Source organism: Patescibacteria group bacterium (assembly GCA_018897295.1).
Classification (GTDB): domain Bacteria; phylum Patescibacteriota; class Minisyncoccia; order RBG-13-40-8-A; family RBG-13-40-8-A; genus JAHILA01.
On the sequence record JAHILA010000016.1, the window covers coordinates 1 to 23455 of the forward strand.

The 23455-nt window shown below is 35.4% G+C and carries 32 protein-coding genes; 31 read left to right on the forward strand and 1 reads right to left on the reverse strand.

Translation table 11 applies throughout. The features are described 5' to 3' along the window. Window positions 1-268 precede the first annotated feature (268 nt). The 10 genes from KKI21_02550 (at window position 269) to mnmA (ending at window position 7862) form a co-directional block, all read left to right on the forward strand. The gene (locus tag KKI21_02550) at window positions 269-613 is read left to right on the forward strand and encodes a hypothetical protein (protein ID MBU4285081.1); all 345 of its coding nucleotides are present in this window, start codon (window positions 269-271) and stop codon (window positions 611-613) included. Between the two features lie 126 nt (window positions 614-739). After that, the gene (locus KKI21_02555) at window positions 740-1018 is read left to right on the forward strand and encodes a GIY-YIG nuclease family protein (GenBank protein MBU4285082.1); all 279 of its coding nucleotides are present in this window, start codon (window positions 740-742) and stop codon (window positions 1016-1018) included. Beyond that, window positions 1011-1463, forward strand: coding sequence for an HTH domain-containing protein (locus KKI21_02560; GenBank protein MBU4285083.1), 453 nt, complete (start codon window positions 1011-1013; stop codon window positions 1461-1463). Before KKI21_02555 ends, KKI21_02560 begins: the two co-directional genes overlap by 8 nt. Before the next feature lie 104 nt (window positions 1464-1567). Continuing rightward, a complete protein-coding gene (locus KKI21_02565; GenBank protein MBU4285084.1) occupies window positions 1568-2107 on the forward strand; it encodes a nucleotide exchange factor GrpE in 540 nt (179 codons plus the stop codon). A 22-nt stretch (window positions 2108-2129) separates the two neighbouring features. Then, window positions 2130-4022 carry a molecular chaperone DnaK gene (dnaK, locus tag KKI21_02570; protein ID MBU4285085.1) on the forward strand — a complete coding sequence of 631 codons (1893 nt, stop codon included), beginning with the start codon at window positions 2130-2132 and terminating at the stop codon, window positions 4020-4022. 11 nt (window positions 4023-4033) lie between these two features. Beyond that, complete coding sequence (locus KKI21_02575) at window positions 4034-4810, forward strand: hypothetical protein (protein MBU4285086.1); 777 nt, start codon at window positions 4034-4036, stop codon at window positions 4808-4810. Continuing rightward, complete coding sequence (gene dnaJ, locus KKI21_02580) at window positions 4807-5913, forward strand: molecular chaperone DnaJ (protein ID MBU4285087.1); 1107 nt, start codon at window positions 4807-4809, stop codon at window positions 5911-5913. Before KKI21_02575 ends, dnaJ begins: the two co-directional genes overlap by 4 nt. A 74-nt stretch (window positions 5914-5987) precedes the next feature. Next, a complete protein-coding gene (locus KKI21_02585) occupies window positions 5988-6293 on the forward strand; it encodes a hypothetical protein (protein MBU4285088.1) in 306 nt (101 codons plus the stop codon). Between the two features lie 80 nt (window positions 6294-6373). After that, the gene (locus KKI21_02590; protein MBU4285089.1) at window positions 6374-6874 is read left to right on the forward strand and encodes a hypothetical protein; all 501 of its coding nucleotides are present in this window, start codon (window positions 6374-6376) and stop codon (window positions 6872-6874) included. Then, window positions 6864-7862, forward strand: coding sequence for a tRNA 2-thiouridine(34) synthase MnmA (gene mnmA, locus KKI21_02595; protein MBU4285090.1), 999 nt, complete (start codon window positions 6864-6866; stop codon window positions 7860-7862). Before KKI21_02590 ends, mnmA begins: the two co-directional genes overlap by 11 nt. Before the next feature lie 61 nt (window positions 7863-7923). Here mnmA and KKI21_02600 read toward each other — a convergent pair whose 3' ends face one another. Next, on the reverse strand, window positions 7924-8268 hold the full coding sequence (locus KKI21_02600) for a hypothetical protein (protein MBU4285091.1): 345 nt from the start codon (window positions 8266-8268) through the stop codon (window positions 7924-7926). Window positions 8269-8432: 164 nt separating this feature from the next. On the opposite strand from KKI21_02600, the gene KKI21_02605 reads away from it, so the two are divergent. The 21 genes from KKI21_02605 to KKI21_02705 all read left to right on the forward strand — a co-directional run. After that, entirely contained in the window at window positions 8433-10157 is a 1725-nt protein-coding gene (locus tag KKI21_02605) for an alanine--tRNA ligase (GenBank protein MBU4285092.1), read from the forward strand. A 26-nt stretch (window positions 10158-10183) separates the two neighbouring features. Then, window positions 10184-11272 carry a pilus assembly protein PilM gene (gene pilM / locus KKI21_02610; protein MBU4285093.1) on the forward strand — a complete coding sequence of 363 codons (1089 nt, stop codon included), beginning with the start codon at window positions 10184-10186 and terminating at the stop codon, window positions 11270-11272. Window positions 11273-11274: 2 nt separating this feature from the next. Continuing rightward, complete coding sequence (locus KKI21_02615; protein ID MBU4285094.1) at window positions 11275-12894, forward strand: hypothetical protein; 1620 nt, start codon at window positions 11275-11277, stop codon at window positions 12892-12894. A 56-nt stretch (window positions 12895-12950) separates the two neighbouring features. After that, a complete protein-coding gene (gene infA, locus KKI21_02620; protein MBU4285095.1) occupies window positions 12951-13166 on the forward strand; it encodes a translation initiation factor IF-1 in 216 nt (71 codons plus the stop codon). Between the two features lie 7 nt (window positions 13167-13173). Further along, window positions 13174-13287 (forward strand): 50S ribosomal protein L36, encoded by a 114-nt coding sequence (gene rpmJ / locus KKI21_02625; protein ID MBU4285096.1) that lies wholly within the window; start codon window positions 13174-13176, stop codon window positions 13285-13287. Between the two features lie 8 nt (window positions 13288-13295). Beyond that, on the forward strand, window positions 13296-13688 hold the full coding sequence (gene rpsM, locus KKI21_02630; GenBank protein ID MBU4285097.1) for a 30S ribosomal protein S13: 393 nt from the start codon (window positions 13296-13298) through the stop codon (window positions 13686-13688). A gap of 93 nt (window positions 13689-13781) precedes the next feature. After that, window positions 13782-14231, forward strand: coding sequence for a 30S ribosomal protein S11 (gene rpsK, locus KKI21_02635; GenBank protein ID MBU4285098.1), 450 nt, complete (start codon window positions 13782-13784; stop codon window positions 14229-14231). 13 nt (window positions 14232-14244) lie between these two features. After that, complete coding sequence (gene rpsD, locus KKI21_02640) at window positions 14245-14877, forward strand: 30S ribosomal protein S4 (protein ID MBU4285099.1); 633 nt, start codon at window positions 14245-14247, stop codon at window positions 14875-14877. Window positions 14878-14979: 102 nt separating this feature from the next. Further along, window positions 14980-15756 (forward strand): DNA-directed RNA polymerase subunit alpha, encoded by a 777-nt coding sequence (gene rpoA / locus KKI21_02645; protein ID MBU4285100.1) that lies wholly within the window; start codon window positions 14980-14982, stop codon window positions 15754-15756. Between the two features lie 63 nt (window positions 15757-15819). Then, on the forward strand, window positions 15820-16173 hold the full coding sequence (gene rplQ, locus KKI21_02650) for a 50S ribosomal protein L17 (GenBank protein ID MBU4285101.1): 354 nt from the start codon (window positions 15820-15822) through the stop codon (window positions 16171-16173). 2 nt (window positions 16174-16175) lie between these two features. Next, complete coding sequence (rplM, locus tag KKI21_02655) at window positions 16176-16547, forward strand: 50S ribosomal protein L13 (protein ID MBU4285102.1); 372 nt, start codon at window positions 16176-16178, stop codon at window positions 16545-16547. Further along, window positions 16516-17004: a 30S ribosomal protein S9 gene (gene rpsI, locus KKI21_02660; GenBank protein MBU4285103.1), complete on the forward strand. Its 489-nt coding sequence runs from the start codon at window positions 16516-16518 to the stop codon at window positions 17002-17004. The genes rplM and rpsI overlap by 32 nt, the downstream gene beginning before the upstream one ends. 91 nt (window positions 17005-17095) lie before the next feature. Continuing rightward, entirely contained in the window at window positions 17096-17548 is a 453-nt protein-coding gene (locus KKI21_02665) for a hypothetical protein (protein MBU4285104.1), read from the forward strand. A 128-nt stretch (window positions 17549-17676) separates the two neighbouring features. Then, window positions 17677-17856, forward strand: a complete 180-nt coding sequence (locus KKI21_02670; protein ID MBU4285105.1) for a hypothetical protein — start codon at window positions 17677-17679, stop codon at window positions 17854-17856. Window positions 17857-18094: 238 nt separating this feature from the next. After that, the gene (locus KKI21_02675) at window positions 18095-18580 is read left to right on the forward strand and encodes a TrmH family RNA methyltransferase (GenBank protein MBU4285106.1); all 486 of its coding nucleotides are present in this window, start codon (window positions 18095-18097) and stop codon (window positions 18578-18580) included. Window positions 18581-18625: 45 nt separating this feature from the next. After that, window positions 18626-19696, forward strand: a complete 1071-nt coding sequence (locus KKI21_02680) for a class II aldolase/adducin family protein (GenBank protein ID MBU4285107.1) — start codon at window positions 18626-18628, stop codon at window positions 19694-19696. Window positions 19697-19700: 4 nt separating this feature from the next. Further along, complete coding sequence (locus KKI21_02685) at window positions 19701-20243, forward strand: hypothetical protein (GenBank protein MBU4285108.1); 543 nt, start codon at window positions 19701-19703, stop codon at window positions 20241-20243. Further along, complete coding sequence (locus KKI21_02690) at window positions 20233-20991, forward strand: class I SAM-dependent methyltransferase (GenBank protein MBU4285109.1); 759 nt, start codon at window positions 20233-20235, stop codon at window positions 20989-20991. Before KKI21_02685 ends, KKI21_02690 begins: the two co-directional genes overlap by 11 nt. After that, on the forward strand, window positions 20992-21924 hold the full coding sequence (locus KKI21_02695) for an NAD(P)/FAD-dependent oxidoreductase (GenBank protein MBU4285110.1): 933 nt from the start codon (window positions 20992-20994) through the stop codon (window positions 21922-21924). A 234-nt stretch (window positions 21925-22158) separates the two neighbouring features. Next, on the forward strand, window positions 22159-22692 hold the full coding sequence (locus KKI21_02700) for a hypothetical protein (protein MBU4285111.1): 534 nt from the start codon (window positions 22159-22161) through the stop codon (window positions 22690-22692). A 71-nt stretch (window positions 22693-22763) separates the two neighbouring features. Beyond that, window positions 22764-23455: hypothetical protein (locus tag KKI21_02705; GenBank protein ID MBU4285112.1), on the forward strand; the 692-nt coding region annotated here is incomplete at its 3' end.

Consider the following 23455-nt stretch of genomic DNA (forward strand, 5'->3'; position numbering starts at 1 on the left):
AGATAACCAATACTTAATTGATCTTTCTGAAAATGGACACACTTTGGTCATGTTCTTGATTGATATTTCTTCATCCAAGATTGGTTTAATCCATCTAAACTTTTCTTCTTTGGTTGATTTGGGCATAGTTTTCATATGCTCACAGATTAACAGGAAAGTGCAATATGTGTGTATACATTACCAAAACACTTGACAAGAATTTATAATGGGTGTATTATACTAACAAAGGTTAAGGAACCTTAAAATCTAAATAAAGAGGAGGATTAAAATGGAAAAAATCGTAAAGTTTAGTGGAACGAAGCAAGATAACAGGGCTTATCTTACTGTTATATTCGCTCCCAAAAACAAAGAGAAATTAAAGGACTATGTGGATTTTGTTCGTTTATCGGCGCATCTTGGTAAAGACACAACAGGGGGCAAAGGAGAGTTGGGGGTCAGTTTGAATAATTACATCGACCGATTTGCTCAACTCGAAGTCAAAGATGACAGAATAATCCTTCAGGTTTTATATGTTAGTACCAGCTCTTTCGCTGGTTACTTCGAAAACATAGAGAGAGATTATCCCTATATTGTTGAACAAATCGAAACCCTGATAGATGCACTCGGGGGATGAAACAGATGGCAATGTCCGGTGGCACAGGTCGCCGGACTTTTTTTATTTCTCATTAGCACTCTCTTGACACGAGTGCTAAAATAGATTAAACTTAAATTATGCCCCGTAGTGAATTTTTGACTGATTATATTCTATAACTATATATTACAAAGTCAAAAGAATAAAAGTTTATATGTGGGTTATACCACAGATTTAAAGCGAAGATTAAAAGAACATAATCAAGGATTAAATCAATCAACCAAACCATACAGACCATGGATATTAATATATTATGAGGCATGTTTAGATGAACAAGACGCGAAAAGAAGAGAAAAATACCTAAAAACAACTCAAGGTCAAAGATTATTAAAACGTAGATTAAAAGATTATTTTTATAGTCAAAAATCTACTACAGGGTATGGATAAATTAACGGAAAGGCAGCAGAAAATTTTGGAACTTATTGTTAAGGAATATGTTGATAATACTAAACCAGTAAGTTCAAAAGCATTGGCCCGCGATCTCGGGTTGAGTTCTGCTACTTTAAGGAATGAAATGACGGGGTTGGAAAGTTCGGGTTATTTAACCCAGCCGCATACGTCCGCAGGAAGGATTCCTACAGAAAAAGCGTACCGATTTTTTATTGGTCAGCCACAAAAGAATATATTTGAAAAGCAGTTCAACCATTTATGCGGACAAGTCGGGGTTGAGATGATTAGAACTCAAAAGTATTCCTTGATTATCACACAGCATAAAACATTGCATAAAAAGAGTGAAATTGTCGGTTTAATCAGCCCAACAAGGATGAGATACGATTATAATATTGAATTGATTAATAAACTAAAAGAAATGTTAGAAGATTTCGATTTATAAATAAATTAACCTGCCTGCCGGCAGGCAGGAAGAAATGTTAGAGGATTTTGAAATATGACAAGACCCGCCTTCGCCGAAGCTATGGCGGGCAAGAAAAATAAAATATGAATAACAAAGAAAAAATTAGATATGAGGTTGACTTGTCCGCCGAAGCTCCCGAAGGAGCGAAGGCGGAGCATAAAATAAAAGGGCTTAAAGAGCAGTTAAAAAAAGCCGAGCAAGAACGCGCGGAATATTTGGCTGGATGGCAGAGGGCAAAAGCGGATTTGATAAATTATAAAAAAGAACAGGAAGCAAAAATTTCCGAGATTTTTAAATTTGCCAATGAGGGTTTGATTTATGATGTTTTGCCGGTTTTGGATAGTTTTGAATTGGCAATGAAGCATTTTGAAAATAATCATAAAAATACAGAGGGTCTCGGGCAAGAGGAAATTAAACAAATTTACAATCAATTTAAAAATATTTTAAAATCCAGCGGGGTTGAAGAAATTCAGGTTGCTGGAGAAAAATTCAATCCAGAGTTTCACGAGGCAGTAGGGGAGATAGAGGGAAAAGAACAGGGGATTATTGTAGAGGAAGTCCAAAAAGGTTATAAATTAAATAATAAAGTTATTAGGGCGAGTAAAGTTAAAATAAGCAAATAAAAAGTAAAAAACAAGAAAACATATGGCAAAGATATTAGGTATAGATTTGGGCACGACTAATTCGGCAATGGCGATTGTTGAAGCGGGCGAGCCGAGAATAATTGAGAACAAAGAAGGAAACAGAACAACTCCTTCTATTGTTGCTGTCTCAAAGGCCAATGAACGGCTTACTGGTCTTTTAGCAAAAAGACAGGCAGTGACCAATCCAAAAAACACTATTTATTCTGTTAAGCGGTTAATCGGCAGAAGATTTTCAGATGCAGAAGTGCAGAGAGATAAAAAACTCCTGCCTTATGATATTAGAGAATCAAAAGAAGGCGCTGTGGAAATCAAGCTGGGCGACTCTTCGACAAGCTCAGGGCAAGCTAAATGGTATGGACCAGCTGAAATTTCCGCAATGATTCTACAAAAAATGAAACAAGATGCCGAAGACCATTTAGGAGAAAAAATAGAAGAAGCAGTAATTACTGTTCCTGCTTATTTTAACGATTCACAGAGAAAAGCAACAAAAGACGCAGGCGAAATCGCCGGACTGAAAATAAAAAGAATCATCAATGAACCAACTGCAGCTGCATTGGCTTATGGCTTAAATAAAAAGAAAGACGAGCAAATTGTGGTTTTTGACTTCGGTGGCGGAACATTCGATGTTTCAGTGCTGGAAGTTTCCAAAGACACGGTTGAAGTAAAAGCAACAGGCGGAGACACTCATTTGGGAGGCGATGATTTTGACCAGATTATAATGAACTGGCTGGTTAGCGAGTTTAAAAAGCAGGAAGGAGTTGATTTGTCAAAAGACCAGCTTGCTTTGCAACGACTAAAAGATTCAGCGGAAAAAGCAAAGCATGAATTATCATCCGCAATAGAAACAGAAGTAAATATCCCGTTCATTACTAGTGGCTCAGATGGTCCAAAACACTTAAATATCAAATTTACTCGCGCAAAACTGGAAGATTTGGTTGGCGAATATATCGATAAAGCAATAAAAATCACCAAACAAGTTGTTGATGATTCAGGATTTAAAATGTCCGATATTGATGAAGTGGTTTTAGTCGGGGGCCAGACTAGGATGCCTTTAATGCAGCAAAAAGTAAAAGAATTATTCGGAAAGGAACCGCATAAGGATATCAATCCTGATGAGGTGGTCGCAGCGGGCGCTGCTGTGCAGGCAGGAATCTTTCAGGGCGATGTGAAAGATGTTCTGCTTTTGGACATTACTCCTTTATCATTAGGAATTGAAACTCTTGGCGGAGTAATGACGAGATTGGTTGAAAAAAATACAACTATTCCTGCTGCTAAAACGCAAGTATTTTCTACTGCTGCGGATAACCAGCCATCAGTTGAAATTAATGTTTTACAAGGAGAAAGGCCAATGGCTGCTGACAATAAGACATTAGGCAGATTTATCTTGGACGGTATTCCGCCGGCTCCAAAAGGCATTCCTCAAGTTGAGGTTACTTTTGACCTTGATGCGAATGGGATTTTAAGCGTTACGGCAAAAGATAAAGCCACAAATAAAATCCAATCAATCAGAATTGAAGCATCTTCGGGCTTGTCAAAAGAAGATATTGAAAAAATGAAAAAAGACGCGGAAATCCACGCTGAGGAAGACAAGAAGAAAAAAGAAATTGCTGATACAAGAAATACTGCCGATACTTTAATTTTCACAACCGAAAGGACAATAAAAGAATTTGGTGCTAAAATAAAAGAAGAAAATAAAAAAGAAATTGAGGAAAAAATTGAAGCGCTGAAAAAGGTGAAAGACAGCGATGATATTTCTGCAATCAAAAAGGCGTCTGATGAATTGTCTCAGGCAATCCAGAAAGTTGGGACTGAACTCTATAAAGCCCAGCAAGAAAAACAAAAGAAAGATGAGAAAAGCCCTGACATAGAAGAAGGAAAGACAGAAAAGAAATAAAAAAATAAAATATGGATAAAATTAAAAAAGAAATAATACTCGGCGGGGCTGTAGTATTACTGGGGCTGTTTGCGTGGTATTTTCTCCGACATATTTTTTATGTTGGTAATTTAACAATAGGATGTTGGATTTGGGGAGGGATTTTATTTATTTTACTCGGCATTGCTTTATGTCTGGCAATGCTTCTGATTAAAAACAAGGCAATTTTATTCGGTTCAATAGGACTAACCTTTGCCTTGTTTTTTATTTTCTTTCACAATGAGCCGTTTTATTACCTTATAGTTCTGATTTTGCTTTTTTTAGCATTTATGGCAGCAACACGAAAGATTAAAAAAGAAGAAGAGATTCAGGTAAATCTAGATTATTGGCGCATTTGGAAAAGGGGATTGCCGATATTGATTACTGCGCTAATTTTGCTTATTTCGGTTGTTTATTATTTTTCCCCGGGACTTATTAGTAAAAGAGATGCGAGGATATCAATATCAGACGAGATTATTGATTCTGCTCTAAAACCACTAGAAGATAAGATTGGTATTGGCATTATAAATGCAAGCAAAAATACAGTATATAATTTGATTGACAAACAATTAAATAATCTTGTTGAGCCGTTTAGATATTTGATTCCGTTGGGTCTGGCAGTTGGATTATTTTTAAGTTTAAAATTAGTGAGCTTGTTTTATGTACTGATTGTAATAATGTTAAGTTGGTTGGCAATTAAAATTTTGATAAAACTTAATTTTGTTAAATCGGAAAAAATTCAAAAAGAAGTAGAATCAGTTAGTTTATGAGTAAAGATTATTACAAAATACTTGGAGTAAATAAAGATACGAGTAAAGAAGAGATAAAGCAAGCTTTTAGAAAGCTTGCTCATCAACATCATCCGGACAAAGGCGGAGATGAAAAGAAATTCAAGGAAATTAATGAGGCATACTCGATTTTATCCAATGATGAAAAGCGCCAGCAATATGACCAATTTGGGTCAACTTTTGACCAGGCTGGTTTTGGTGGCGCAGGAATGAGTTGGGAAGATATTTTCAGAAATTATCAGTCACAAGGACAGAATGTCGAGTTTGATCTCGGCGATATATTCGGAGGCGGAAGTTTTTCTGATATTTTCAGCCAATTCTTTAACGGAGGCGGAGGAGGTAGAAGAACAAGAAAGGAACACGGCAAGGATATTGTTGTTGATATGGAAATTACTTTGGAAGAGGCATTTACAGGCATTGAAAAAGAAATTAATTTAAAAAAATATATTGTTTGCAAGCATTGTAAGGGAATGGGCGGGGAGCCTGGAAGCGGAAAGAAAAAATGTTCGGAATGCGGAGGCAATGGCCAAATTCAGCAGACAAAAAGGACTTTTTTCGGGACGTTTTCGCAGGTTATGACCTGCCCAAAATGTTTTGGCGAAGGTGAACTTCATGAAAGGGAATGCAAAGAATGCAAGGGCGCGGGAAGAATAAGTGAAATCGAGACAATCAAAATCGATTTGCCATCCGGAGTTGATAATGAACAAACAATGAAATTTCCAGGAAAAGGCGAGGTAGCGAAAAAAGGCGGAATATCAGGAGATTTATATGTACGCATACATTTAAAGCCGCATAAGATTTTTATAAGAAAAAGAGATGATATTTATTGCGATGCGGAAATAAAGTTTTCGCAGGCAGTTCTGGGAGATAAAATTGATGTTTCAATATTGGAAGGGGATTTGAAATTAAAAATTCCTGCAGGTACAGAAGGCGGAAAAATGTTTAAATTGTCGGGGAAAGGCATGCCAAGATTGAATTCTTACGGCCGTGGCGACCAGTATATCCGTATCAAAATCAAAATCCCGCAAAAATTATCCAAAAAAGAAGAAGAATTGATTGAGAAATTAAAAGCAGAGGGATTATAGCTATTGACAAATTAAAATTGATTTGCTATAATGTATCTTATAAGTCAGAAAAACGACTACAAGGAGGAAAAATTATGAAACCGGAAGAGATTGAAGGTTGGAAGAAGTTTGTTTCATGGATGAAACAGGAACTGGAAAAGTTCAAAAAACCGGAGCAATCATTACTCAAGAGGATCTTTAAACGACGGGCAAAACCATGTGGTTGCGTAAGTTCTGTTCTCAATCCGAGCTGGGCCAGCAAAATGCACTGTATTCTCTTTCATGTTTGCGAAAAGCATGCCAAAGAGTTCGGCATCCCGGACGGTCCCTATTGGGCGGATCATTTCACAGGAACTCCATGGGAAAAAGAATTCGGTGCTTCTGTGTTTGATCTTGAATAAGAGTCGTTGGTTTCGGGGCTTAGAGATAAGCCCCGTTTTTTTTATTTACCCCAGGGTAAAATTGTTATATACTACAATCAATGAATCAACTAGCGAGTGCAAAATTGGGAATTATGGGATGGGAATTGATTATCGTGCTGTTTTTAATCGGCGGGGAATTTTTGCTGGGGTTGATGCTTGGCAAGAATAGAATTTTTTTGATGTTGCTGGGAGCGTATATTTCTTCCGCATTATTGAGCGTGATTCCTGTGAAGAAAATGTTTCCTGATTTTTTCGGCAAAGAAGAGAATTTTGTGGTAATGATTGTTTCATTTCTGGTTTTAATCGGGATTGTTTACATTATTTTTTCAAAATCAGTTTTAAAATCAAAAAGCAGAACGCAATCGATTTTCCAGACATTTTTTTATGGATTGTTTCTGGTCGGAATTATATTGACGATGGTATTTTCTTTTTTCCCAAAAGATTTAATTTCTCAATTCAGCGATTTGACTTTAAAAATATTTAATACTTCGCTCGCGCGAATATTGTGGTTTGTAATGCCGTTGGTTTTTATCTGGATATTCAAAAAAAATGGAAAATAACAGGCCCGCCTGCCGGCGAGGCAGGGTAATTGTCGCTATGAGCGGTGGAGTGGATAGTTCGGTTGCAGCCGCTGTATTAAAAAGCCGAAGATATGATGTCATCGGTATTTTTATATTAATGCATAAGAATAGTAATCCGCAGGATGCGAAAATGGTTGCCAAAAAACTAAAAATCGATTTTAAAATTTTGGATGCGCGCAAGGAATTCAGGAAATGGGTGATTGATTATGCTTTTAAGGAATATAAATTAGGTAATACGCCTAATCCTTGCGTGGAATGCAATAGACGCATCAAATTTAAATTTTTACTTGAAATAATGGCGCAATTAAAAGCCGATTATATCGCAACCGGCCATTACGCCAAAATCAAAAAAGGAAAACTATTTATTGCCAAAGACATTAAAAAAGACCAAACATATTTTCTTTGGACTTTAAAGCAAAAACAATTAAAAAAAATTTTATTTCCGCTCGGCGATTATACCAAAAAACAGGTTAGGGGATTGGCAGAAAAATTCAAGTTGCCCATCAATAAAAAAGAAAGCCAGGATATGTGCTTCAGCATGCCACATCGTAGTCCCGATTCTATCGGGACGAAGAGTGGTGATATCTTGACTACCGATGGTAAAATAATTGGTCAGCATAAAGGACTATTTCTTTATACAATTGGGCAGAGAAAAGGCATAGAAATTGGCGGCACTGGTCCATATTATGTAATCAGAAAAGACTTTAAAAACAATACTTTAATTGTTTCACAATCGCAAAAAGATTTACTGCAAAAAGAGATGGTTGTTAAAAATATAAACTGGTTGTCAGGGAAGCTGTATTCAGGAAAATGTAAAATAAAAATCCGTTCAACTGCAAAATTAGCAGATGCGATAATTAAAAACAATAGAATTATTTTTAACAAACCGCAACGTGCAATAACCTCTGGCCAATCAGCAGTAATTTATAGGAAGGGTGAAGTTTTAGGCGGGGGAAAGATTCTTTAATAAAACAAAAATAAATAAAAATCAGGCCCTGGGCATTTAGCCAGGGCCTTTTTGACTGTGATTAGCAGCAAAGAAGTTCTTTTGCGAGGGCCTCGAGTGCCCTCTTTTGGAGTCTAGAAAGGGGTTGGGAGTAGTATGCATTTTTTGGAGTCGCTCTGATGGTGTGATAAAGAGGACAAACATCTAAGTAGCCATTGTTTTTGTCGTGGTACCCGATGAGCTCCTTTAGTCCTCCATGGACATCTTCGATCTCCAGGACCCAGCGGGGTCTCGTTTCTTTGTTCATCTCAAAAACAGTAATAATGAAGTTCCCGAAGAAAAGTTTGAATTTCTTCATTTTCTCCAGAGAAACCCAATCCAGGAGTCCCATCTCCGTCAGTGTCTGCAGACATTTAATAATATTCATAAATCCTCCTTATTGGGGATATTACTATACATTTATATTATTGTCAATAGTTGCTATGAAATTATTTATAATCTATAATTAAATTAATGACCCCGTAGTGAATTTTCGACTGCTGCGGGACAGCAATAATATTTTTAAATAGTCGAAAATCTACTACGGGGATGATTACAGCGAAAGAATTAAAAGAAAAATATTTGGATTTCTTTGAAAGCAGGGGACATAAAATTATTCCCTCTGCTTCTTTGATTCCGGAAAACGATCCTACGGTTTTATTTACAACCGCGGGAATGCATCCATTAGTGCCGTATTTATTGGGTGAGAAGCATCCAGCAGGGAATAAGCTGGTTAATGTGCAAAAATGCATCAGAACCAGCGACATTGAAAAAGTCGGTAATGATACCCATTTAACGTTTTTTGAAATGCTGGGGAATTGGTCGTTAGGCGGTCCCGCCTCGACTCGCGGAGACGAGTCGACGCGAGGCGGGTATTGGAAAAAGGAAGCTATTGAAATGAGCTTTGATTTTTTAACAGATAAAAAATATTTAGGATTAGATAAGGAAAAAATATCTGTTTCAGTATTTGGAGGAGATCCCTCGACATGCTCGGAACAAATCCCGCGGGATTTGGAGTCCGCAGAAATCTGGAAATCATTAGGAATAAAAGAAATTAAATTTTTAGGTAGAGAAGATAATTTTTGGGGTCCTGCTGGGAAAACCGGCCCCTGCGGTCCATGTACTGAAATGTTTTATGATAATGTAGAAATCTGGAATGATGTGTTTATGGAATATAATAAAACCGCTGACGGCAAGTACGAACCATTAAAGCAAAAGAACGTTGATACGGGTATGGGAGTTGAGAGAACAGTAGCGATTTTGAATAACAAGAAAAGCGTTTATGATATTGAGCCGTTAAAATCAATTATTGAAGCAATCAAAAAATTATCCTCCTACGCTAAAGCTTCGGAGGACAAGGCTGAAAGAATTATCGCTGACCATTTACGCGCGTCGGTTTTTATTATTGCAGATGGAATTGTACCGTCGAATATTGAACAGGGTTATATTGCAAGGAGATTGATTAGGCGCGCAATAAGATATGGTAAAAAAATAGGAATCAATAAATCATTTACGCACAAAATCGGGAAATTGGTGATTAATTTAATGGGCGACGAGTGGTCTGAATTAGAAAAAAACAGCGATTTTATTATTGAACAATTGACTCAAGAAGAAGAAAAATTCAAGAAAACATTAGAGAAGGGGTTAAAAGAATTTGAAAAAGGCACAGATCCTTTTATTTTATTTACAACCTATGGCTTTCCTGTTGAAATAACAGAAGAATTAGCTCAAGAAAAAGGTCAAAAAATCAATAAAGATGATTTTTGGAAAAAATTTCAACAACATCAAAAACTTTCCCGTACTGCTACTGCTGGAAAATTCAAGTCGGGACTGGCGGATAATTCAGAGCAGGTAACAAAACTTCATACTGCTGCGCATTTATTATTGGCGGCTTTAAGAAAGATTTTAGGGGAGAATGTTTTTCAGAAAGGTTCAAATATTACCGCTGAAAGATTGCGCCTTGATTTTTCCCATTCAAAAAAGATGACACCAGAACAACTTAAAGAAGTTGAAGACATTGTTAATGAACAAATTAAGAAAGATTTAACGATTCATTGTGAGGAAATGTCATTAGAAGATGCCAAAAAGAAAAACGCTATGGGAGTTTTTGAATCAAAATATGGCGATAGAGTAAAAGTTTATAGCATGGGGGATTTTTCTTGCGAAATCTGTGCTGGTCCGCATGTAACCAATACTAATCAACTCGGGCATTTTAAAATTTTAAAGGAAGAAGCGTCTTCAGCAGGAGTGCGACGCATCAAGGCTGTTTTAAAATAAAATATTTTCTGTTATAATAATAATTGATGAAAAACATTATTGTTTTAGATATTGGGACGCAATTTGTAAAAGGGTTGATTTCTGAAACCAGAACATCAGTTGAAAAATCTAATTCTGAAGACATTTTTTTAGCTTGCCAGAAAGTAATTAAAATTTTAAAGAAAAAATCAGGCATTAAACCTGAAGGAGTTTTTTGGGGGATCGGAAGCGATATTTTAAAGGGCAGGACAATTACGCTCTGCTATAAACGAGAAAATCCAAATCAGAAATTCGATATGGCGGAATTAAAATATTTAATTCAGAAAATTGAATGGAAGGCGCTGGATACCATAAGAAAGGAATTCGTTCTGGAAACAGAGTTCAAAGATACGGATGCCAGGTTAATAGATGCATTTGTAGTTGATATTAAAATTGACAATCGTTCAGTTATTGACCCGATTGGAGCGCATGGCCAGCAAATTTGTTTGAGTGTTTACAATACATATATTGCCTCCAAAAACTTAGAGGATTTAGAAAAATTAATTGGAACACTAAAATTAAAGTCAGTCGGCTTTATCCCGATTCCTTATGCTTTGTTTTCACATCTTGATTTAGAAAAATCACAAAAAGGAGATGCGCTGATTATTGATATCGGAGGAAAAATCACCGAAATTACTTTGATAGAAAATGGTGGAGAAGTAATAGAAACAAAGAGTTTTCACTTAGGGGGACAAGCGCTTACCCGAGTTTTAGCTGACTTTTTGGGAATGAAGCCATCAGAAGCAGAAGCTGTGAAAAATAAATACAGCAATAAAGAAGTAAGTCAGGAAGTTAAAAGAAAGATGGATAAGTTGTTTGCACCGAATATTTCTTCGTGGCAGAAAGGGGTGAAGTTCGTTTTGGAGGATTTTTATAAAAAATATAAATCCCTGCCTTCTAAAATTTTTCTCTGTGGTCAAGGCTCAAAATTTCCTCTTATAGAAAGCAATTTAAAAAAAGAAAAGAAATTTAAGATTTTAAAATTGGAAAAGGATTCCTGTTCGGCTTTGAAAAGAGTTTATGAGGATTGGCCAGGCGGAGAAAATATATTTTTGCCCATTTTTAAAAGAGTGATAAAATTAATTCAAAACCAGTAAATATGCAAAATCTCCTTTTAGGAAAAAATGATGAATTTTTTTCAATAATAGATAAAATAAAATTAGGTCAAGACACTAATATTATTTTAGTCGTTCCTTTAGGGACAACTGCTCTGCGCAGTATTATTAATTTAAGAATTTTAAAAGAAGAATCTGGATTTTTGGGCAAAAATATCTATATAGCAACTTCCGACGAATTTATCAAAAAACTTGCAAAGCAGGTGGGTATAAAATTAACAGAAAAACAGGAATCAACAAGAAGGCCGGGAAGAGCAGGAAGAATAGTTGATTTAAGAATAATGTCCGATATAATGATTTCCAAAAAGGAAGAAAAAATAGAAGAAGAAACAATAGATGAAATTCAACCAGAACCAGAACTAGAACTTGAACCAAGATCAGAATCGATTTTTTCCGAGCCATTGCCGGAACGGCCAGAAAAGCCGAAGAAAATAAAGCGCTTTAAATTTGAATTCTTTACTCCGACCACGCTTAAAATATTATTGGTCGTCCTTTGTTTATTGGCCTTAGCCTGGGTTGTTTTCTTTGTTCTTCCGCGGGCCCAGATTGTTATTAATCCTAAAAGAGAAAAAGTGCAGCTTGAAGATGAGATTACAGCTGATAAAAGTGTTGATTCGATAAAAGCCGAGGAAGCAATAATTCCAGCCCAACTTTTTGAGACAGAAAAAATGGAAAGCAGAGAATTTCCCAGTACCGGAGAAAGAGATGTTTTAGAAAAAGCAAGAGGGAAAATAACCATCTACAACCAATTTAGTTCAAGCCCGCAGACATTGGTAAAAACAACCAGATTTCGTTCAAAAGACAACAAGATTTTTAGACTGACCAATACGGTAACGATTCCAGGAGCGACAATAGATGAAGGCAAAATTATTGCCAGCAACAAAGAAGTGGATGTAGAGGCAGATGAGGCCGGAGAAGTATACAATATTGGGCCATCTGATTTTACTATTCCAGGATTTGAAGGAAGTCCTAAATATGCTGCTTTTTATGGCAAATCAACTGAGCCGATGACCGGAGGAGCAAAAGGAAAAATGAAAGTCGCCACAGCAGATGATATAAAAGGGGCGACAGATATCGTAACTCTGGAATTAAAAGAAGCGGCTTTAAAAGATTTCCAGGCAAAAATTTCAACAGGTCTAAAAATGCTTGAAGGTAGTCGGGCCACAGAGGTTGTAGAATCTTCTTCAAATCTAAAAGCAAACCAGCCCGGAGAAAAATTTATTGTTACAGTAAAAGTAAAAGTTTCCGGTTTGGCGTTTAAAGAACAAGACGCCATATACTTAATAGAAAAAAATGTCAGCGATAAAATTCCACAGAATAGGATCCTGCTGTTTTCCACAATTAAAATTGATTATGGCGTTTCAAAACTCAATTTAGCCCAGGGCAAAGTTGATCTTTCTTGTAAGGTTGAAGCTGAATCAATTGTGAGTCTTGACGAGCAAAAGATTAAAAATGATTTAGCCGGCAAATCCGAGGAAGATGTTAGGAAGTATCTTTCTTCGCTTCCGGAAATCGAAACAGCCAAGGTTATATTTTGGCCTTTCTGGGTTAAAACCATTCCTCAGAATAAGGACAAAATAAAGGTAATTACCAAAATAAATTAATTAAAAAGCATTGACTAATAAATATATTCCGTATACACTTAGTATACTTTAAGTAAATGAAAAATCAGGCAATAAGAAAAGAGGGAATAATCGTTGAGGGCCTACCCAACGTGAGTTTTAAGGTTAAATTGGACGAAGGGACGGAAATTCTGGCTCATATTTCTGGCAAAATGAGAATGAATCATATTAAGATATTGGCCGGAGATAGGGTTACTGTGGAAATGAGTCCCTACGATAATAAAAGAGGCAGAATCGTTTATCGCGAGAAATAAAAATATTATGAAAGTTCGAACTTCGGTAAAAAAGATTTGCAATAAATGCAAAATAGTTCGACGTAAAAGTCGAATTTATGTTATCTGTAGCAATCCTAAGCACAAACAAAGGCAGGGATAATTTTAAGCATGATTAGAATCGCCGGGATTAATATCCCAGACAACAAAAGAATAGAAATCGCTTTGACCTATATTTACGGAATAGGCTCGTCTTTGAGTAAGGAAATCTTAGAACAAACCAAAATCGATTCTGATATCAGGACAAAAAATTTAACCGAAGACCAAATTGCTAAATTAAGAACAATAATCGAGGGCGGAAAATATAAAATCGAAGGAGATTTAAGAAGGGACAAAATGATGAATATTAAAAGATTGAAAGAAATCGGCTGCTATCATGGAATCCGCCATATTAAAAAGTTGCCGGTCAGAGGCCAAAACACAAAAACCAATAGCCGAACAGTCAGGGGTAATGCCAGAAAAACAATGGGCAGCGGCCGAAAGAAATCATCTGAAAAAACATAAACTATATTATCCGAATGATTCGAATCTTGTATTCGAATCAACGAATAATTCGTAGATTCGGATATTAATTTGTAAATTCGAATAATAAATTTCATGGGAAAGAAAAAAGTTTTTAAAGAAACAACAGAAGAAGCTCTGAAAGAAAAAGAAATCACTGATGCGAAAATGAAAGGTAGAAAAGAAGTAAAAACCCGCAGATTAGAGCAGGCAAATATTTATATTCAGGCAACATATAACAATACGATTATAACTATAACTGATCTAAATGGCGAAGTTGTTGCTTCTGAAAGCGCTGGAGCTGTTGGTTTTAAAGGCCCCAAAAAGGCTACGCCATTTGCAGCTTCAAGAGTGGTTGAATCTTTAATGAATAAAGTTAATAAAAGCGAAGTAAAAGAAGTTAATATTTTTGTTAAAGGAGTCGGTTCCGGACGCGAGGGGGCCATTCGGGCAATAGCTGCTAATGGGCTTGATATTGTGTCATTAAAAGATATTACACCGATTCCGCACAATGGCTGCAGGCCACGGAAGCCGCGTCGTGTCTAACGCGATTAATTATATGATAAGAGAACCAGCATGTAAAAAATGTAGGAGAGCAGGGCAAAAACTCTTTTTAAAAGAGGAGCGTTGCTTTACGGCCAAATGCGCCATGATTAAAAAACCTTATGCCCCTGGCCTAAGAGCGAAAAAACGCAGGTCAACGCTTTCCGAATACGGTTCTCAGTTGGCTGAAAAGCAGAAGGTCAAAAGAATTTATGGAATTAATGAAAAACAGTTAAGGAGATATTTTACAGAAGCCCTAAAGTCAAAAGGAGTGGTAACTGATGTTTTAGTGGATAAACTGGAAACAAGGCTAGATAATATTATTTTTAGATTAGGTATTACCGGCTCCAGAACTAAGGCCCGCCAAATTGTAAGCCACGGCCATATTTTATTAAACGGAAGAAAAGTCAACATCCCTTCAATTAGTGTCAGAAAAGGCGATATAATTGAAATAAATAAATCAAGCACGAAAAAAGTATTATTTAAAGAACTTGAAGCAAAGCTAAAAAAATACAAAATGCCGTCATGGCTTTCTTCGGAAATTAAGGAAAACAATGAATTCAAGGCAGTTGTTTTGAATGTACCAGAAAGATCAGAAATTGAAATTCCTGCCGACTTGGCTATGATTGTTGAATTTTATAGTAGGTAATAATTTAAAAAAGCGCAGATACACGCAGATTAATAGTGCAGATAAACGCAGATATCAGCGTAAATCAGCCATTAAATCAGCGTAGATCAGCGATTATATCATATGGAATACAAAATCCCATTACCCCTAAAGGCCAAAATAATTAAAAAGGGCGATAATCACGCAATTTTTGAAATAGATAATTGTTACCCTGGTTATGGCATAACCATTGGCAATGCTTTCCGCAGGGTGCTTTTATCATCTCTTGAAGGAGCTGCCATTACCTCGGTTAAAATAAAAGGGGTAAGCCATGAGTTTTCCACTATACCTAATGTTTTGGAAGATGTGATTCAAATAATTTTAAATTTAAAACAAGTCAGGTTTAAAATTCTTGCAAAAGAAGTTTTTCCCATAAAGGTTGAGTTGAAAGCGAACGGACAGAAAGAAGTCAGGGCCAAAGACATTAAATTGACTTCTGATGTGGAAATTATAAATAAAGATATTCATATTGCTACTTTAACCAGTCCCAAAGCCAAATTAGAAATGGAAATTGAAATCGGAACAGGCCTCGGTTATGTGCCGGTTGAACAGAGAAGGAAAGAGAAACTGGAAATCGGCTCAATCGCCCTAGATGTGATTTTCACTCCAATTAAAAAAGTTAATTATGAGGTGGAGAATATGCGTGTCGGAGAAAGAACAGATTTCAGCAGGATTAAAATTGATATTGAAACCGACGGCAGTATAAGTCCAGAACAGGCATTTATTAAGGCCGCCGATATTCTGGTTGAATATTTCGGAGTTTTCGCCAGCGAAAAAAAGATTAAAGAGAGCCAGCCTTCGGCTGGTCACCCGAAGGGTGAAAAAAAAGCTAAAAAAGTTAAGAAATCTAAGAAAAAATAACCCGCCGCAAGCAAAGCAAGCAGGCGGGCCCGCCTAACTGTAAAGCTGTTGGCGGGGAAATATATGCGACATCGAAAAAAGAAACAAAAATTGGGCAGGTCTTTTCATCAGCGCAAAGCAATTCTGCGTTCTTTAGCCTCTGCGTTGATTTTAAAAGAAAAAATATTTACCACCGAGGGCAAGGCAAAAAAAATGAGGCCGTTTTTGGAAAAAGCAATAACCAGGGCTAGGAAAAATACTATTGCCGACAGGAGAATTTTATTAAAAACTTTTCCAGTAAGAATAGTCGATAAATTAATGAAGGAAATTGGCCCGCGATACGTCAATCAAGCAGGCGGATACATCAGAATTATAAAAACTGCTTCCAGGAAAGCGGATGCCGCTAAAATGGTCTTGGTTGAATTAGTTAAAAAATAATTATGGCAAAGACATATACAATTGATGCGTCAGGAAAGGTACTTGGGAGATTGGCAAGCGAAGTTGCTGTTTTTTTACGCGGAAAAAATGATACAAATTTTGCAGCCTATAAAGTCAGCAACAATAAGGTGATAGTTTTCAATACTGCAAAAATAGTTTATACGGGAAACAAGATGGAAAACAAAAAATACCATCACTATTCCGGTTATCCAGGCGGGATAAGCACAATTATATTAAAAGATTTATTAAAAAAAGACCCGAGTGCACCATTTAAAAAAGCAGTTTATGATATGCTTCCAAAAAATACATTAAGAAGTAAAACTATAAAGAATTTAAAATTATATGCCGGAGAAATCAAAGAAACCCGCCGCTAACGCAAAGCGTAAGCAGGCGGGCGAGATTAAAATAAAAAGTCCAAAGAAGCTTCAGTATTTTGAAGCAGTTGGCAGAAGGAAAAGAGCAGTTGCCCGGGTAAGGCTGTATACTGTTGATTCAGCAGAATCAATGGAAACCGGCAATTTTTCGATTAATGGCAAAAATTATAAAGAATATTTCCCGACTGCTATTTTACAGCAAATAATTGAATCGCCATTCACTAAATTGAAATCAACAAACAAATTCGGAGGCACAGTGAAAGTTAATGGTGGGGGTATTTCTGGCCAGGCAGGGGCTGTCAGGCATGGAATTTCAAGAGCATTGATTTTATTTGACATTAATTTTAGAAAACGGCTCAAAAAGTTAGGATTTTTAAAGAGAGACCCAAGAGAGAAAGAACGCAGGAAATTCGGACTTAAAAAAGCCCGCAAAGCTCCGCAGTGGTCAAAAAGATAAAATATATAAAAATCCCCCCCCGTGATGCGTGGGGGATTTTATTTGACAAAACAATAAATTGGGAGTAGAATATAAACATAGGAGGTGGAAGATGAAGAAGAACCTTAAAAAAATGTTTGTGATTTTTGTGGTGGCGGTGGCGGTTCTGGTGGTTTTGATGTTGCTGACGTCGGGGTGTAAAACCAATGACAATAGCGATGTGAAAAACTTTGCTGATGTCGTGAGCGTGGACGCGCGGTGGGAACCAGACGGAACTGGAGCGGTATTGTATCTATCAAACCTTACCCTAAGGTTTGTTAACAAGACCCCCGGTTATCAATACGGAGATTTAACTATTGATTGGGGAGATGGGCGAGTAGAAACCATTGGAATTGATCTCCGTTCAACTAATGGAGAAGAAGCAACAGAGAATATCTGGCGGGGAGAGAGAGCCCGGGGATATAATTTTAAAGGGGAAATAACCGTAACTATAAAACTGACTATTCAGTTTTTGGGTTATACATCCCCAGCGTTTCCTAAGACAGTGACCATGATGTCGCTGTAGCCACGAAAACCATGAGAAGCATGGAGGAGGGTATTGTGAAATATACCCTCCTTTTTTATTTGCTTTGTTTTTTATATTTGTTATAATAAAGATAAGATTAACAATTTTAATAAAATTAATAATTTATTATGAAAAAAATAATTGGGTTTTCAATATTATTCATTGGTCTTTTTTTTGGCGTTTTTAATTCTGCTCAAGCAGAAATAAGAACCATGACCATTCCTTTAGAAATAGGTCAAAAAGATAAACCGCTCGGATTATTTATTACAAAGACACATGTCGACCCCGCCAGCGCGGGGTCGCATTAATTCATAATCGTGATATGAATTTTAATATAAGTTAAAATATGAGTTAAAAAATAATATATACATTTTTTCACGATCGAGAAAAAGTGTATATGTGTATACATTACCCCGGTACTTGACAAAAGAATAAAACAGGAGTATGATATAAATAAGAAAATAAGATGCTCTTTGATATCGTATTAATATTGTGGTATGATATATATATTCCGCATAAACGGATTTAAGATTAAACAAAAAGGAGGTGAGATCTATGATCAGATTAATTTTCGATTGTTTGCGTGCGCCTTATGATTTGGCCAATATTTTACAAGTAGCCTTGGCTACTGGTAAGTGTGAAATCCACATCACGGGTAACTCTTTGCGCCATGATCATCGCAAGGTTTTGGGCAAAGTCGGTTCTTGGTCAAAGCGCGTCCGTGAACATGGATTACCGAATCTGGCAATCCAATATTGGCCGACTCTGGAAGATTGTGTTCAAACCCTAAAGGCTCAGGGTATCAGATTGATTGGTACATCACCACATGCCAAAAAATCATTTTATGAGCTTGATCTAAGCACGGACAATTATGCCTTTGTCTTTGGCACAGAATCCAGTGGTCTTTCACGAGAGAAAGCTGAGCTATTAGATGAAATGGTTAACATCCCCATGTCTTCTGATATCGATTTCATGACGCTTTCGGTCGTAGTGCCAATAGTCGTTTATGAGGCCATCAGACAAAAAGGCTAGAGCCACTTTATTCTTTTAAAGTGGCTCTTTCTTTATAAATTATTTATGAATAGATTAAAAAATAAAAACATCTATTATTTTATAACTGGCGCAAAAAAAGCTGAATTAGCTTCGAAAATAATAAAAGAAATGATCAGCGAAGGCGCTAGAGTTTTTACTATTCCCACTCAAACCAGTTTAGATTTTATTGATTTAACAAGGATTAAAAACATTAAGGGGAATGTTATTAAAACTAATTGGTCTAACAAAATTAAATTACCCAAAGAGGATGCGGTTTTAATTGCGCCATGTACTTTTAATACTTTTAATTCAATTGCGATAGGCCTAGCTAATACATATCCATTATGTCTAATTGCTTCAAGTTTAGGCAATAAGGTGCCAATTTTTATCGCACCAGCCATGAATAAATCTTTATGGGATCATCCATTGATTCAAAAAAATATCAAGAAATTAGAAAAATGGAATTGCCGTGTCATTTGGCCAGAAATCTCTGATAATAAAGTTAGCATGATGGATGTTGGTAAAATTTTAGATACTTTATATTTCAGTTTCAAGAGAATAAATTATCTAGATAGAAAAATTAGAGACGCTAATTTAAATGATAGGCTAAAAGTTTATAGAAAAAAATATTTTTCAATTTTTACTGATCTCGGGAAATTCTTAAGCCAAAAAAATCTAAACTTGCCCACAGCCGGATGTACTAGCATTAGAGTCTCTGAAGGGTTTTTAATTACTTCTAGCGGTGCGGAACTTTCTAACCTACATCAAAATGAAATTTCTTTAATTGTTGGTTTTAATGAAAACGACAATTTGATTAAATGGGTAGGCGATAAATTACCGTCTTCCGAGTCCCCTCTACATAGCATTATTCAAAAACACAAAAAATCTAAAATTATTGTGCATTTTCATTGTCCCAAGATGACCTATAGCACTAATTTGAAAAGATTTAATACAATTAAATATGATCGTTATGGGACTTTTGCCATTGGCCGTCAATTATTAAAAATTTTAGGCAAGGAAAAATTTTGTATTATGAAATACCATGGCGAAATTATTTTAGGCAATGATAATTCAGAAATAAAAAGAACCTTGATTAAATTTGATAAATTAGCTTAATATTATGAATTGCGTTATTTTGGGACCCAGTCAATTTAATAAAATTAAATTATTCGGTAAAATTAATGATGTATTAGCTTATATTGATGAAGCAGCAGAATTTTTTGCTAATAATTTTGAAGAAATTCTAATCGTTCCTGATACTGGTTTGTCGTTGCTTGTAGCGAAAAAGTATAAACAAAAAAAACCAGAAGGTAAAATAATCGGCTATGTCCCTGACATAACTAAGGGCGGTAAATCATTAGATGAATATTATAAATTTTGTGACGAAATCAAAGGCATTGGTGGTGGCTGGCATAATTTAAATACACAGTTAACCCGTAAATCCGAATATGTTTTCTGCCTTGGTTTTTCAGCTGGTGTCTTAATTGAACTATGCTCTGTAAAATATAATCAGCAATATTTGAATTTAAAAACAAAAATTTTTATCGATGAGCGATGTATTAGTTCGAAATTACCCAAAGAAGTTTGCGTGGATTTAAAAAATTTAAATTATTTTAAAAATTTTATATCTCTGGAGGAGAAATTTAAAAAACATGGCTTATAAAATTAAATTCTATAATCGAAAAATTGCTGAAAAACGCGAGAAATATTTTGATAAAAATTCAATTTTCAAAAAAAATGTTATCGATACTAATCGTTTATTTTTCGATTATATTTTGAAAGCCATAGATAAATTATCTTGTAAAAATAAAAACCATATTAAAATTTTAGATCTAGGAACGGGTACGGGTTATGTGCCCAGGATTTTAACCCAGTTGTCTAAAAATAAATTTAAAATTGTTGGTATTGATTTAGTACCAGAAATGTTAAATATGGCTAGATCAAAAACCAGTGATTCAAGAATTAAGTATTTATTGGGCGACAACAAAAATCTTCCATTCCAATCCGGGAGTTTTGATATTGTAACTAATAAACTTTCCACACAATTTGATTTAATTGAGGTTAAACGTGTTTTAAAAAACGGCGGATTCTTTATTTTTAAGGAGTATGGCAAATATAAAGGATTTAAAGAAATCGCTGAAAGATTTAAAAACCGTTATAAAAAATCAAAAACAGATATAGTGGATTATATCAAAATATTACAGAATTTAAATTTTCGTGAAATTATTTTACACACTCTTTTTTTAAAAAGAAAATATAATTTTCAAGAGATTAAGAATATTTTTGAAATGACTAACCTGATTAACAATTTTAACTTAAAGGATTTGAATTTAATTAAAATCAAGATTTTTAAAAAAAATAAACAGATCGATATTCATTCTGACCCGTTTATTATATTTGCACAAAAATAAATGACCAAAAGGATGGTTGATTTTTTAATAATAGGAGGAGGTCCTGCTGGTATTGCGGCGGGTATTTATGCTTGTCAGGACAAAGCTAATTTTTTATTAATTGAAGAAAAGCAAAATTGTTGGTTCATGAAAGAATCGGTGAACTCTCATTATTTTGTAGATGGTTTTACTGGTTCCAAGAAGAAGGTGACAGGATCTGATTTGCAAAGGAAATTTATGAAACATTATTTGCGGTTAGGTGGAGGAACTTTAAAAGAAAAAGTTTTAAGTTTAAACAAAAAAAATAATAAATTTGTAGTTAAAACCAACAAGAGTAATATTTATGCCGAAACGGTAATTTTAGCCAGTGGTACCAAACCTAAAAAATTATATATAGATAACATTAATAGATTTAAAGATCAGATTCATTTTGATTGTACTATTGATGGTAAAAAATATATTAATAAAAACATTATTGTAGTTGGCGGTAGAAATTCTGGTTCTGTGGCAGCTTGTTATCTATATGATCTGGGTTGTAAGCCAACTTTACTTGAGCTTCAAAAAGAGTTGCCTGCCAAAGATAAATATCAAAAATGGTTGGCCCAAAGAAAAATAAGAATTCTTACATCGGCTAAATTAGTAAAAATATGGGGAGAGAAAAAATTGCAACAAGCGGTAGTTAAATTAGACAAACAAGACAAGATAATAAATATCGCGACGACTGGAATTTTTGTTTATATTGGCAGGCAGGCTAATTTAGATTTTTTAAAAATTCATTTAAAGAAGAATAAAGAGGGTCACTTATTGGTAAATTATTTTAATCAGACGTCTTGTTCTGGACTTTTTGCTGCTGGTGATGTAACCTGCAAACTTAAGCAGATTATAACCGCTTGTGGGGATGGGGCTAATGCTTATTATTTTGCTAAAAAGTATCTTGAAAGTAAATTAAAATAAAAACTTTTATTATAATAATATATTTAGTTTAATAAGTAAGCGTAATGTCCTTTTGTAAAATCCGCCAATGCGTATGGACAATAAACCTGAACTATTGACAAAAGGATAAAACAGGAGTATGCTATAAACAGAGAATAAAGTGGTAGCGTTTTATGACGTACCTTAAAAATAAATAGAAAATCATTTTTTATAGCCCAAAGGGCTAGGAGGTAAAAAGTGAAAAACTTTAAAAAAATGTTTGTGATTTTTGCGGTTTTGTTCTTTGTTTTTTTTGTAACTGCTTGCTACAAAAGCCCAATTGAACCGCCTGATGACCCCCCAGTTGAACGAAAGTATTTCCACATTCAAATCAAGTATGAGAGGCCTGCTGGTTCTATTTTGTCGCCAGACCAGTTATTTAAAGGAGTTGGTGCTACGGTTTTTGCGGACATCAGTTGCTGGGGTGATGAGTGGAATTTTGGTTTTGGTTATCCAGATCAAGAGAGGATAGATGACTATCATTTCCCCTGGAGTGAACCCCAGTTAATTCCGGATAATGAAAATGGTCAGATTTATTCTATGTATGGGAGAGACATTGCAAGGTGGAATGGCACTGATGACACAATAATTGTAGGGGATATCTTTTTCATAAGAGTTCAGGAAACCGGGTTTGAAAAGAAACTGACAAACATTGTTCAAAACTCGATTCTTTGCAATCCCTACAAAGGACCGAACTCCAAAATGGTTCTTTTCCGGTTAAAGAAAAATGGCACGATCACAGACGATTGAGGCAGCAAGCAGTGAGAGGAGTTATTAACACATGACTCCTCTTTTCTTTTTATTTTTGGTATAATATAAGTATGAACAAATTATCTATAAATAAATTTTGTAAAATATTGTTGTTTTTGCTGTTTTTCTCTATTTTCTTTTTTCTTCTTTCATCGCAATATGTCCAGGCAAAAAAATGCAGTCGGATAGATGAAGCAGATATTAATAGCAGATTGTCTGTTTCTTTTCCCAATCTTAGGGTTTATTCACTTTCAAGAGATGGTATAAGAGATGGAATGTGTTCCCAGGGTTGCATTATTTTCAATGGGATCGGCCAAAGAGCAGTAGAAGACCCGGTTGAAAGGTTTTCATATAGATTTGATGATGCTGGTTCCTGGACAGCGCTTACCAAGGGTACTTTAAAACAGTGGTGGCTAGAACGAAGAGCTGCTCCTACTGATTGTATGTCCAATTGGAATGATGACAATTATCAAACCTTTATATATGATTTTGATTTTGATGTTTCTATTGCCGCTCTAAGTCCCGGTACTCACAAAATCAATCTTAAATACACATACGACATATATGATCCAACAGCAGAGTATCAAATATGGGATTCTTTTGTTGTACCTGTTCCTCCCACTCTCTCTGTCAATCTAACAGCTTATCCTAGTTCAGGCACAGCTCCTTTATATGACGTAGATTTAGATGCCGATGTTTCAGGCACAGCCACAGGTAATATTATATATCAATTTGACTGCACCAATAATGGAACATGGGAACA